Origin of the sequence: Rhodococcus sp. JVH1 (assembly GCF_000280725.2) — a bacterium.
In the GTDB taxonomy this organism is placed as follows: Bacteria; Actinomycetota; Actinomycetes; order Mycobacteriales; family Mycobacteriaceae; genus Rhodococcus_F; species Rhodococcus_F jostii_A.
This window is the reverse complement of the sequence record NZ_CP166289.1, coordinates 6,899,702-6,911,831: the sequence shown is the minus strand read 5'-3', so window position 1 is coordinate 6,911,831 and position 12,130 is coordinate 6,899,702. Positions and strand designations below refer to the sequence as shown.

The 12,130-nt window shown below is 69.5% G+C and carries 12 protein-coding genes; all 12 read right to left on the bottom strand.

Translation table 11 applies throughout. The features are described from left to right. Positions 1 to 180 precede the first annotated feature (180 nt). The 12 genes from JVH1_RS32325 to murD all read right to left on the bottom strand — a co-directional run bounded on the left by JVH1_RS32325 (position 181) and on the right by murD (position 12,126). Complete coding sequence (locus JVH1_RS32325; protein ID WP_009473728.1) at positions 181 to 432, bottom strand: hypothetical protein; 252 nt, start codon at positions 430 to 432, stop codon at positions 181 to 183. A 49-nt stretch (positions 433 to 481) separates the two neighbouring features. Further along, positions 482 to 1,327 carry a DivIVA domain-containing protein gene (locus tag JVH1_RS32320; protein ID WP_009473729.1) on the bottom strand — a complete coding sequence of 282 codons (846 nt, stop codon included), beginning with the start codon at positions 1,325 to 1,327 and terminating at the stop codon, positions 482 to 484. 102 nt (positions 1,328 to 1,429) lie between these two features. Then, on the bottom strand, positions 1,430 to 1,732 hold the full coding sequence (locus tag JVH1_RS32315) for a YggT family protein (RefSeq protein ID WP_005247609.1): 303 nt from the start codon (positions 1,730 to 1,732) through the stop codon (positions 1,430 to 1,432). Positions 1,733 to 1,865: 133 nt separating this feature from the next. Continuing rightward, positions 1,866 to 2,543 (bottom strand): cell division protein SepF, encoded by a 678-nt coding sequence (locus tag JVH1_RS32310; RefSeq protein WP_009473731.1) that lies wholly within the window; start codon positions 2,541 to 2,543, stop codon positions 1,866 to 1,868. Between the two features lie 85 nt (positions 2,544 to 2,628). Next, on the bottom strand, positions 2,629 to 3,354 hold the full coding sequence (locus tag JVH1_RS32305) for a YggS family pyridoxal phosphate-dependent enzyme (protein ID WP_043778131.1): 726 nt from the start codon (positions 3,352 to 3,354) through the stop codon (positions 2,629 to 2,631). A gap of 46 nt (positions 3,355 to 3,400) precedes the next feature. After that, positions 3,401 to 4,144: a peptidoglycan editing factor PgeF gene (gene pgeF / locus JVH1_RS32300; protein WP_009473733.1), complete on the bottom strand. Its 744-nt coding sequence runs from the start codon at positions 4,142 to 4,144 to the stop codon at positions 3,401 to 3,403. Next, positions 4,141 to 5,340: a cell division protein FtsZ gene (ftsZ, locus tag JVH1_RS32295; protein ID WP_009473734.1), complete on the bottom strand. Its 1,200-nt coding sequence runs from the start codon at positions 5,338 to 5,340 to the stop codon at positions 4,141 to 4,143. The genes pgeF and ftsZ overlap by 4 nt, the downstream gene beginning before the upstream one ends. Positions 5,341 to 5,557: 217 nt before the next feature. Then, positions 5,558 to 6,445, bottom strand: a complete 888-nt coding sequence (locus JVH1_RS32290) for a cell division protein FtsQ/DivIB (RefSeq protein WP_009473735.1) — start codon at positions 6,443 to 6,445, stop codon at positions 5,558 to 5,560. Beyond that, positions 6,442 to 7,953: a UDP-N-acetylmuramate--L-alanine ligase gene (gene murC / locus JVH1_RS32285; protein ID WP_009473736.1), complete on the bottom strand. Its 1,512-nt coding sequence runs from the start codon at positions 7,951 to 7,953 to the stop codon at positions 6,442 to 6,444. Before murC ends, JVH1_RS32290 begins: the two co-directional genes overlap by 4 nt. Beyond that, positions 7,950 to 9,098, bottom strand: coding sequence for an undecaprenyldiphospho-muramoylpentapeptide beta-N-acetylglucosaminyltransferase (murG, locus tag JVH1_RS32280; RefSeq protein ID WP_009473737.1), 1,149 nt, complete (start codon positions 9,096 to 9,098; stop codon positions 7,950 to 7,952). Before murG ends, murC begins: the two co-directional genes overlap by 4 nt. Further along, positions 9,095 to 10,630, bottom strand: a complete 1,536-nt coding sequence (gene ftsW / locus JVH1_RS32275; RefSeq protein WP_009473738.1) for a putative lipid II flippase FtsW — start codon at positions 10,628 to 10,630, stop codon at positions 9,095 to 9,097. The genes murG and ftsW overlap by 4 nt, the downstream gene beginning before the upstream one ends. Further along, complete coding sequence (gene murD / locus JVH1_RS32270; protein ID WP_009473739.1) at positions 10,627 to 12,126, bottom strand: UDP-N-acetylmuramoyl-L-alanine--D-glutamate ligase; 1,500 nt, start codon at positions 12,124 to 12,126, stop codon at positions 10,627 to 10,629. Before murD ends, ftsW begins: the two co-directional genes overlap by 4 nt. Positions 12,127 to 12,130: the final 4 nt, after the last annotated feature.

Here is a 12,130-nt window from a genome sequence, read left to right as displayed (position 1 = left end):
GCACCCCGGAGGGCGCCTCTCGGTGCCGGGCTGTGACGGGCCCACCCGTTCGGTTCTACTGAGCCGGCGTGCCGGCCGTTCTTCCGAAAGGCTCCCCGGTGATGGCCGGATCGTCGCCCCGTAACTCGATTAATGAATTGTTCGCTGAATGCAGTCTAGCCGCCACCGGGATACGGCAGCTCAGTCGCCCTCGTCGGATCCGGGCTTCGTGTCCGCGTCCCGTGCGGGACCGCGGTCAGCGCGAACACCGCTCGCGGGTTGCCCCGGAACGGCCGCCGCCTTCTTGCCTGCGAGGGCGCTGACGAGCAGCAGGACCGCTCCGGCGACGCATACCACGATGCATCCCCAGGCCCACACGACCGAACCGGTCATGAGAGCCACCACCAGGAGAGCGAACCCCACCGCTGCAAGAGCGAGTGTCACGACCAGCACGGCTCAACCTCTATCCGGGCCGCTGGCTGGGCAACTACCGCGCGCTCAGTCAGCTATTGCCCTTGGCGTAGGACTGGCTGTAATTGGACTGCGATCCACCCTGCGCGAACGAATCCTGACCGCCGTCCACCGGAACCGCGGATCCCCGCTGCTCCAGCTCCTCGAGCTGCGACTCCAGGTACGACTTCAGGCGCACACGGTATTCGCGCTCGAACGTCTTGAGCTGCTCGATACGACCCTCGAGCACGGAACGCTGCTGGTTGATCGTCGCCATGATCTCGGTGTGCTTCTTCTCCGCGTCCGCCTGCAGCGCGTCGGCCTTCTCCTTGGCCTGTCGCAGCTGGGTCTCGGAACGGGTCTGAGCGTCCGTGATCAGTGCTTCCGACTTCTGGCGGGCGTCCGCGATCATCGTCTCGGAACGGGTCCGTGCATCGCTGACCAGCTGCTCCGAGTTGGTGCGCGCGTTGCCGAGCAGCTGCTCGGACTCCGTCTTCGCGTCACTCGTGAGACGGTCCGCCATCTCCTGGGCGAGACCCAGAACCTTGGCGGCCTGCATGTGAGCGTCGGCGCCCTGCGCGGGAGCGGCCGCGGCCGCAGCGGCGGGAGCCGGTGCCGGCGCGGGAGCCTTGGGCTGCTCGACGACACGAGCCGGCTCCGCCTTCGGAGCGGGAGCCGGTGCTGCGGACCCGGAGCGTGGAGCCTTCTTCGCATCGGCGAGCTCCTTGTCGAGCTCCCCTACTCGCTGCCGAAGGTCGGCGTTCTCCTCGATCAGGCGCGACAACTCTTGCTCGACGAGGTCGAGAAACGCATCGACTTCGTCTTCGTTGTAGCCCCGCTTACCGATCGGTGGCTTGCTGAACGCGACATTGTGCACATCAGCGGGAGTCAGCGGCATGGAAGGATCCCTTCACGCGTCATTTGGCGGTCTAGCAAGCATTCAGTTACAGCGCAGTCTACGTAACGGTGAATCAAGACTGGATCAATGGGGTCCATTCTGTCACACCAGACCCGTAGCACGCGCTTGTCCCTGAACGATCGACATCAGGATGAAGACGATGAACAGCAAGACCATGATGGATAGATCCAACCGCACCCCACCGAGATTGATCGGGGGGATCAACCGCCGTAGCAGTTTGACCGGTGGATCGGTGACCGTAAAAATCGCCTCGAGAATGACGACCACGACGCCGGTTGGTCGCCAGTCTCGTGCGAAGGTCCGTACGAACTCGACAATGATTCTGCCGATGAGTAGCAGCCAAAAGACAAACAGTATCAAGTAGATCACCGAGAACAAGGCCACACCTTCACTCTGCCTGAGAATGTCCGGCCGATCAAAACGAGCCGCGTGGCCAGGGCTTTCTCCGCCACAGCCGCCGCGGCCCGCGTCGTTACGGACGTTCGGATCCCGATGGTCGTTTCCCCCGCTCCCCGGTTTACTTCTGGCTGTAGAAGCCGGTTTCCGCGATGCGGCGACGCTCCTCGGCGGACACGTCGATGTCTGCGGGTGAGAGCAAGAACACCTTCGTGGCCACCTTGTCGAAGGACCCGCGCAGCGCGAAGGCCAGTCCGGCGGCGAAATCGACGAGGCGCTTGGCGTCGGCGTTGCTCATTTCGACGAGGTCCATGATGACGGGGGTGCCGTCACGGAACCGCTCGCCGATCGTGCGGGCCTCCCCGTAGTCGCGGGGGCGCAGCGTGGTGATCTTGGACAGCGGCCCACCTTCGTCGAAGAGGGGTCCGCGACGACTCTCCACCCGCTCGGACCGCGTGTCGACGGCCAGCGCGCCACGGGTGCTGCCGCGCACCGCACCGCTCGCGCTGGGACGGGCCGACCGGACGGCCACGGGTTCGACCCGGGACGAGTGCCGGGGGCCGTCGTACCGGTCGAAGTCGTCGTCGATGTCGTCCCGGCGGCCGGGAGCGTAGGCGGCCTTACTGAAGGCCGGCTCGGCGAAGTCACGGTCGTCGCGGTCGAGGTACGGATCACGTCCACTGTCGCGGGCCGGTCGAGCAGGCCTGCGCGCAGGTTCCGGCTCGTCCAGGTACTCGTCCTCGTAGTCGTCGAGGGGAACCATGCCGAAGTAAGCCTTGAACTTGTGCAGACTGCTCATTGATCGACCTTCCTTGGCGCGGCGGACAGGATCCAACTGCGACCGGTCGCAGCGGTGTGGACGGGTTGGCGATCACCTGGGCGATCTATTTCGAGGTTATAGGCCTCGAACCCAACAGCGCGGTTCCGACACGCACGCACGTCGACCCGTGTCGGACAGCGTGCTCGAGATCATTCGTCATGCCCGCTGAGAGGTCCGTCGCATCCGGATGGTCGCGCCTGAGCCGCGCGTGAATCTTCTGCAATTCCTCGAACGCGGCGTCCGGATCGGCATCGATCGGCGGAACCGCCATCAACCCGCGATATTCGAGTCCCGGCGACGACTGCACCTGCGCGGCAAGGCGTTCGAGGTCTGCGATCGCGGCACCGCCGCGCTGCGGATCGCCGTCCAGACTGACCTGCAGCAGCACCCGCAGCGGCTCGGGCCGCTCCCCCGCCTCGAGCGCCGTCGTGGCCGCGCGGCCGAGTGCGCCGACGAGCCGCTCGCTGTCCACCGAATGGATGGCGTACGCCCAGTGCGCGACGGCCTTCGCCTTGTTGCGCTGGAGGTGTCCGATCATGTGCCACCGCACCGACGAATCCGTCACCACGGTGCGGAACTCCGCAATCTTGGCCGTGGCCTCCTGCTCCCGCGACTCCCCGAATTCGCGGCACCCGAGGTCGTACAGGATCCGCGCGTCGGATTCCGGGAAGAACTTGGTGACGGGCAGCAGCGACACGTCCGCGGGGTCGCGACCGGCGACCCGGCACGCCGCGTCGAGCCGTGCGCGCACGGTGCCGAGCGCAGCCTCGATCTCCCCGACCCTGCTCATCGTTTCCACTCCCACACCGAATCCTCACCGCCGTCGGCGGTCGTCGTCACACGCTGTCTTGCCCAGTATCCATCCAGATGACCGCCGCGAGCCGACCGGTCGGGGCCTCCCGGCGATGACTGAACAGTGTCCGGTCCTCGATGGTGCAGCGCGGATCCTCCGCCACCCCCGCGACACCCGCATCGAGCAGTTGCTTCCGCAGGCCGGCCCGCAGGTCGAGGCCGGGGGTTCCCTTGACGGTGCGGGTGGCGCTGCCGGGAAGGAACTTCTCGACGTCGGCCTGCATCGCCGCGGGGACCTCGTACTGTCGGCCGCTCGCCGCCGGACCCAGGAATGCGCCGATCCGGCCGATCCGCGCACCCTGCTCGACCATGACGTCGAGCACCCGCGGAACGATGCCGATGCGGGCGCCGATCCGGCCGGCATGGACGGCGGCGATCACCCCGGCCTCGTCGTCGGACAGCAGCACCGGGACGCAGTCGGCGCTGAGGGTCGCGAGTGCGAGCCCCGGAACCGTCGTCACCAGTGCGTCCGTGGCGGGCACCGGCACGTCGGTGGGCCCGTCGACCACGGTCACGTTCCGACTGTGGATCTGCTCCATCCAGATCAGGTGGTCGAAGGCCACGCCGATGTTGTCTGCCAGTCGACGCCGGTTCGCCTCCACCGCGGCCGGATCGTCGCCGACGTGATCACCGAGGTTGAACGTGTCGTACGGCGCGACGGAGTGCCCTCCGGCACGGGTGGTGACGACCCGGCGAACCCTGAAATCGGGGGCGGACGGTGAACTCAACGACGCATGAAGGAGGGCACGTCGACTTCGTCTTCACCCTCCTCGTCGGACACCGGCACCGCGCGGGACTGACCGTTTCCCGGAAGCGGCGGCAGACTGCTCGGGCTCTGGTGGGAGCTGATCGTCTCGCGGGTCACCGACATCGGCTCGCTGTGCTGCTGGTCGGCCGACTGTCCGACCTCGCCCGCGCGCCCGGCACCGATGGCGCTGCGACCGGCAGCGCCCGACTCGACCGGCCGGCGCGCTGGGGCGCCGCCGTCGAACCCGGCGGCGATGACGGTGACCCGCACCTCGTCGCCGAGCGAATCGTCGATGACGGTGCCGAAGATGATGTTCGCGTCGATGTGGGCAGCCTCCTGCACCAGCGACGCCGCCTCGTTGATCTCGAACAGGCCGAGGTCGCTGCCGCCGGCGATCGAGAGCAGCACGCCGCGCGCACCCTCCATCGACGCCTCGAGCAGCGGAGAGTTGATCGCTGATTCCGCGGCCTTGATGGCCCGGCCCTCGCCGCGCGAGGATCCGATGCCCATCAGCGCGCTACCGGCGCCGGACATGACGCCCTTGACGTCGGCGAAGTCGACGTTGATCAGACCGGGGGTGGTGATGAGGTCGGTGATGCCCTGGACACCGTTGAGCAGCACCTCGTCGGCGCTGCGGAACGCGTCCATGAGGCTGACGGCGGCGTCGCCGAGCTGCAGGAGGCGGTCGTTCGGGATCACGATGAGGGTGTCGCACGATTCGCGCAGCGACTGGATGCCGGTGTCGGCCTGGCCGCCGCGGCGCTTGCCCTCGAAGGAGAAGGGCCGGGTGACGACACCGACCGTGAGGGCTCCGAGCTTGCGCGCGATACTCGCGACGACCGGTGCGCCACCGGTACCCGTGCCGCCGCCCTCGCCTGCGGTCACGAACACCATGTCGGCGCCCTTGAGGACTTCCTCGATCTCGTCCTTGTGGTCTTCTGCGGCCTTGCGGCCGACTTCGGGATCCGCGCCGGCGCCGAGCCCGCGGGTGAGTTCCCGGCCGACGTCCAGCTTGACGTCGGCGTCACTCATCAGCAGCGCTTGCGCGTCGGTGTTGACGGCAATGAACTCGACTCCCTTGAGTCCCTGCTCGATCATCCGGTTGACTGCGTTCACGCCGCCGCCGCCGATGCCGACGACCTTTATTACGGCGAGGTAGTTGTGCGGGGGCGTCATCGGCTCTCGCCTTCCATGAGTGTGTATCACGCTTTCGTACAGATCAGTCCAGCCTGAACCCTCAACCTCAACCATAGGGTTACGGTTATGTCAAGTGCTGCCCGACTAGAGCGAAACGCTATGCACCGGCATAGGGATACGCCATTAGGCGCGCCGAGACGCGCCGAGTTATTTGACGAACTCGCCCGCAACTCTTTCGCATCCGGGTCACGCCCCCTCACCGCACCGTCGGCAGGTCGGGGCTCGACACGTCGTACGTCTGCCCGGGCTGGGTGAGCAGCGGCAGGGTGACCGCAGCCTTGCGCTCGGACTTCTCCGTACCGCCCCACACCACGATCCGACCGTCGAGCAGCGTCACCGAGATATCCGAAATCGACTTCGCGGCAACCTGTCCCACCTGACCGCGCAACTGAGGCGGCATCGACTCCAGCACCTCGATCGCCGCCTCCGTCGACGGGTCGCCCCACCCCGGCGACCCAGTCACCAGACGCGGCACCCCGGGCGGCGGCGGTGCGATCTCGTAGTCCACGGCCTCCGCGTCGAGCAGATGGGTGCCGCCGGGGCTGTCGACGAACACGACGGGCACCCGCTCGGTTACCGTGACCCGGATGGTGGACGGGTACACCCGCTGGACGCGCGCGGACGCCACCTTCGGGATCGCGGCCACCCGCTGAGCCGCGCCCTCCGTGTCGACACGCAGCAACGGCTGCCCCTGCGGCACCGCCAGCACCTGGCGAATCTGCTCCTCGGAGATCGACGCCGCCCCCGCGACATCAGTCTTCCGCACCGACAGCAGCGGCGTGAACCAGGCGACGAGACCGAGCGCCACGACCACGACGACACCGACGGCGCCCATCACCGCCGGCCTCCGGTACCACGGCCGCCGCGGTGTCTCCGCCACCGCGGACTTCCGTGCCGCCGAAGCCGATTCGCGGGTGCGTCTCGTTCCGGGGTCGGTGACCGTCGAGGTGCGCCGACGCGAGGACGTCCGATCGCTCGCCGTCGCGCGGGCACCGGCCGCAGCCCCCGGCCGCGGACTGCGCTGGACGTCGCGGCGGACAGGGCGGTCCGGCCGCTCGGACCGGCCCCGACGCTCCCGCGTCATCGCGACGGGTGGTGGTGCGGAGCCGCACGCAGAGCGTCGAGGATCTGGTTGCCGAGCATCGTCACGTCACCGGCACCCATGGTGATCACCACGTCCCCGGGGGATGCGAGTGCCGCGACCTGCCGCGGTGCCTGCGACAGGTCGGGCTGGTAGTGCACCGGCTTCGACACCGACAGCGCGACCAGGGCGCCGCTGACGCCCGGGAGAGGTTCTTCCCGCGCGCCGTACACGTCGAGGACCACGACCTCGTCGGCGAGATCCAGGGCGTGCCCGAACTCTTCCGCGAATGTTGCTGTGCGGGAATACAGGTGGGGCTGGAACACCACGATGACCTTCCCGCTGCGCACCGAGTCCTCGGACTCGCGGCGGTCGGCCTCGTGGGGCTGGCGCACCAGATCGGCGGCGGCGCCGAGCACGGCACGCACCTCCGTCGGGTGATGCGCATAGTCGTCGAACACGCGGACCCCGTGCTCGCGGCCGGTGAACTGGAACCGGCGGTGCACTCCCCCGAATCCGGCGATGCCTTCGAGGATCTCGTCCACGTCGGCGCCTGCCTCCCGGGCGGCGAGGAGAGCGGCCAGCGCGTTGAGCGCCATGTGCCTGCCGGGCACACCCATGCGGACCGTCCTCGGCGACTGCTCCCCGGCCAGCTGGAATTGCAGTACTCCGCCGACGTCCCTGGCCTCGAAACTCAGCAGTCGCGCGCCGACCTCGACGCCGTCGACCGAAGCGAAGGCCCCGTCCGCGTCCTCGGCGCTGCCGTATCCCAGCACCCGCACACCGGGCAGCCCTCGCGCCGCCACCCGCTGCGCGAGCGCCGCGGACCCCGGATCGTCGAGACAGGCGACGAGCAGACCGCCAGGCGACAGACGGGCCGCGAAATCGTCGAACACCTGGATGTACGCCTCGGTGCTGCCGAAGTAGTCGAGGTGGTCGGCTTCGACGTTGGTGACGACGACGACGTCCGGTTCGTACTGGAGCAGCGAACCGTCGCTCTCGTCGGCCTCCGCGACGAACACGTCGCCGCTGCCGTGGTGCGCGTTGGTTCCGGCCTCGTTGAGTTCGCCGCCGACCGCGAACGACGGATCGAAACCGCAGTGTTGCAGCGCCACTACCAGCATCGACGTGGTCGACGTCTTGCCGTGGGTGCCGGACACCAGCAGGGTGCGGTGCCCCTGCATCAGCGATGCCAGCACCGCGGGTCGCAGGATCACTGGAATCCCGCGCCGGGCCGCCTCCACCAGTTCCGGGTTGTCCTTCGGGATGGCGGCGTGGGTGGTGACCACGACGGTCGGGCCGCCGGGCAGCAGGTCGAGCGCGCCGGCGTCGTGGCCGATGCGGACCTGCGCGCCGCGGGCACGCAGGGCGAGGACGCCGCGGCTCTCCTTGGCGTCCGATCCGGACACCTGCCCTCCCCTGGCCAGCAGGATCCGCGCAATTCCGGACATTCCGGCGCCGCCGATCCCGACCATGTGGACTCGTTCCAACTCCGCGGGCAGGTCGGTCATCGGGTTCCCCTTGTCAGCGCGGCCACGTCGAGCACGATGCGCGCAACCTCGGTGGCTGCGCTGCGGTGACCTGCGCCGGCCGCGCGTCGTCCCATGTCCTCCAGCTGTGCGGGGTCGCGCAGCAGAGGGATCACGGTCTCCGCGACGAATCCGGCGGACAGGTCTCCGTCGGCGACAATCATTCCACCTCCGGCGGCGACCACCGGTCGCGCGTTCAGTTCCTGCTCCCCGTTGCCGTGGGGCAGCGGCACGTATACCGCGGGAAGTCCCACCGCCGACACCTCCGCCACCGTCATCGCACCCGACCGGCAGATCACCGCGTCCGCAGCCGAATACGCGAGGTCCATCCGCGACAGGTAGGGAACGGCCACGTACGGCGGGCCGCCCGGTGTCGCGGGAACGTCGAGGGTGTTCTTCGGTCCGTGTGCGTGCAGAACGGCCACACCGGCCGCGGCGAGCGACTCCGCCGCGCCCGAGACGGCCTCGTTGAGCGACCGCGCCCCTTGCGAGCCGCCGAAGACGAGCAGCACCGGACCGTCGGCGGGGAGCCCGAAGTGTGCGCGCGCCTCCGCGCGCAGAGCCGCCCGGTCGAGAGCGGTGATCGACGCCCGGACCGGGATCCCGAGGATCTCCGCATCCGAGCGGCCGCGAGCGGAGACTCCGGAACCGGCGACCGCGGCCAGCACCCGGGCGGCGCGGCGGGCACCGATCTTGTTCGCGATCCCGGCGCTGGCGTTCGCCTCGTGCACCACGATCGGAATGCGGCGCCTGCGGCGGAGCAGTCCGGGCCCGGCCGCCAGATATGCGGGCAGCGCGACGTACCCGCCGAACCCGACGACGACGTCGGCGCCGGTCGCGTCGAGCACCTCGCGGGTGCGGCGCACCGACGCGCGCACCCGGCCGGGAAGCCACAGCAGGTCGAGGGTGGGTTTACGGGGCAGCGGCACCGGTGGAATGAGCTCGAGCGGGTAGCCCCGCTCGGGAACCAGGGTGGTTTCGAGGCCGCGCGCGGTGCCGAGAGCGGTCACCACCGCGGTGTCGTCGATCGCCTTGATCGCATCGGCCACTGCCAGAGCCGGTTCGATGTGCCCGGCGGTACCACCACCGGCCACGATCACCGACAGGGTGGACTTGTCGCCGTTCACCTACGAAATCCTCGCTCTCCTGCTCGGCCACCCGAGCTTCGCTGTTGACGTGCACCTCGTTCGGGGGTGCGGCCCTTGACGCGTTCGGGGCGGCCCTTCTCGTATGTGACGCTGCGGGTGCGCGGGGCCATCTCGCGACCGGCCCGTCGGCGGGCTTCGGCGCGGCGCACCGCCTCGGCGCGTGCCGCGTCGGCCCGCACCGGCGAATACGCCTCCGGCTTGCGGAGGCGCAGAAGGCGACCGAACGGGCCGTCCTGCCCGGAGTGCAGCGCCGCGACCGCCTCCGGTTCGTGCCGCGCCGCGTTGGCGACGAGGCCGAACATGAACAGTGTGGTGGCCGTCGACGTTCCGCCGGCCGATACCAGCGGCAACTGCAGGCCGGTGACGGGCAGCAGCCCGATCACGTACCCCACGTTGATGAATGCCTGTCCGGTGATCCACACCGTCGCCGTTCCGGTGAGCAGGCGCAGGAACGGGTCGGCGGATCGGGCCGCGATGCGCAGGCCCGTGTACACGAACAGTCCGAACAAACCGAGGACGGCGGCGCCGCCGAGGTATCCGAGCTCTTCGCCGATGATCGCGAAGATGAAGTCGTTGTGGGCGTTCGGCAGGTAGCTCCACTTCGCGCGGCTCTGCCCCAGCCCTCGCCCGAGGATCCCGCCGTCCGCGAGCGAATACATCGCCTGCCGCGACTGGTACCCGATGCCCTGCGGGTCGGAACCGGGATTGAGGAACTCGCGCACGCGAGCGGAGCGGTAGCCCGCGGTGAGCGCGAGGATCACGATTCCGCCGAAACCGGTGCCGAGGATGGCGACGAACAGTTTCAGCGGCAGGCCCGCGAACCACAGCAGCGCCATCAGGATGATGGCCAGCGAGACCGTCGTGCCGAGGTCGGGCTGCAGGATGATCAGGACGAACGCGACGAGCGCGGCCGGCACCAGCGGAACGAGCATGTCCCGGATACTGGAGATGTCGCTGCGCCGCGACGCCAGGATGTGCGCACCCCACACGGCCAGCGCGATCTTGGTGAGCTCGGCGGGCTGCAACGAGAATCCCGCGACGACGAACCAGCCGCGGGTGCCCTGGGACACGGTGCCGATACCCGGTATGAGGACCAGGACCAGCAGGATGATCGTGACCGCGAAGGCCGGGAACGACAGGGCGCGCATCACCCGGACCGGGATCTGCAGCGCCGCGTAGAACAGGCAAAGCCCGAGAGCCGCGAACAGCGCCTGCCGGGTGAAGAGGGTGTACGCCGAACCGTCGGAGGCGTAGGCCTCGACGCTCGAGGACGACAGCACCATCACCAGGCCGAGGACCGTCAGCAGAAACGCGATGGTGACCACGAGGTGGAACGACGCCAGAGGCCTCGACAGCCAGGCCCCGATCCGGGTGCGCGGGCCGCGCGGAGGCGCCGTGCGGGTACGGGGACCGGACGGTGCACGCTTCGCCACACCGGGGGCGGCCGCCGTGCGAGCCGGGGACCGCTGTCCCTCGGGGGCGCGTCGGGTGCGGGCTCCGGCGGAGGTCATCGCAGCGTCCTGGAGATGTCCGACGCGTCGAGCCTGCCTACGGCGTCCGTGAAGCTGTCCCCCCGGTGGCCGTAACTGGCGAACATGTCGAGCGACGCCGCCGCGGGCGCCAGGACGACGGAATCCCCTGCCGTTGCCAGCGCCGCCGCCTCACGCACGACGACACCCATCACGGCGTCGCTGTCGGTGTCCGCCGGCAGCACCACCCGGTGCGTCGCGGTCTGCGGGACTGCACTCACACCTGCATCGTCTCCCGTTTCGACAGTGACCACGGGAACCTCGGGGGCGTGTCGCGCAAGGGACTCTGCAATCTGCATCGCATCGCGGCCCAGCAGGACGGCGCCGGCGAGGCGACTAGCCACCTCCCGGACGAGGTCGTCGACCCGCGCCCCCTTCAGCAGACCACCGGCGATCCACACCACCCGCTCGTGGGCGAGGATCGACGGGCGGGCGGCGTGCGGATTGGTGGCCTTGGAGTCGTCGACGAACGTCACGCCCCCGACCTCGGCGACGAGTGCCGCGCGGTGCGGGCCCACGACGTGGGCGGCCAGACCTGCGGCGACGGCGTCCGGCGGAACTCCGATCGCCCGGGCCAGAGCCGCCGCGGCCAGGGCGTCCATCAGTCCGGCAGGCCCGGGCGGGGTGATCCCCTCGGCCGGGGCCAGCCGCTCGCCGTCCGCGAACGCGCGGTCGACGAGATACCCGTCCTCGACACCCAGTTCGCCCGGCGCCGGCACACCCAACCGGAAACCCAGGGTCCGGACTGCGGGGGACGAGGAGAACAGGGAGGACGCAACCTCGTCGTCGAGCCCCAGCACCGCGACCTCACCGGTCAGGGCGCGGGCCTTCGCATCGATGTACGGCTGCATCCCGCCGTGCCAGTCCAGATGATCTTCGGCGATGTTGAGGATCGCACCTGCGGTCGGCCGGACCGACGGCGCCCAGTGCAGCTGGAACGACGAGAGTTCGACCGCCAGCGCCTCCGCCCGTGGCTCGGTCTGCCGCAGGGCGTCGAGGACCGGAATCCCGATGTTGCCGCAGGCCAGACTCGGCAGCTCGGCCGCCTCGAGGATGGACTGCAGCATGGAGGTCGTCGTGGTCTTGCCGTTGGTGCCGGTGACCACCAGCCACCGCCGCGGCGGGCCGTAGAGCCCGGCCCGGTCCACGTGCCACGAGAACTCGATGTCACCCCAAATCGGTACCCCGTCCCCGGCGGCGAGCGAGAGCAGCGGCGCGTCCGGGCGGAACCCCGGGCTCGTCACGACCAGCGCGAACTCGGCGACCCGGTCCCGCTCGGCGAGCAGATCGTCGATCGGGACGGTCGCGGCGCCGAGCCGCGCGCACTCGGCGAGAGCGTCGACGTTCGCGTCGGTCACGGTGACGAGCGCACCGAGGTCACGAAGAGGTTCGATGGTGGCCCGGCCGGAGACACCCGCACCGGCGACGAGGACGCTGCGACCCCGCAACCAGTCGAGCCCGCCGTGTTCCTCTGCCACGTCG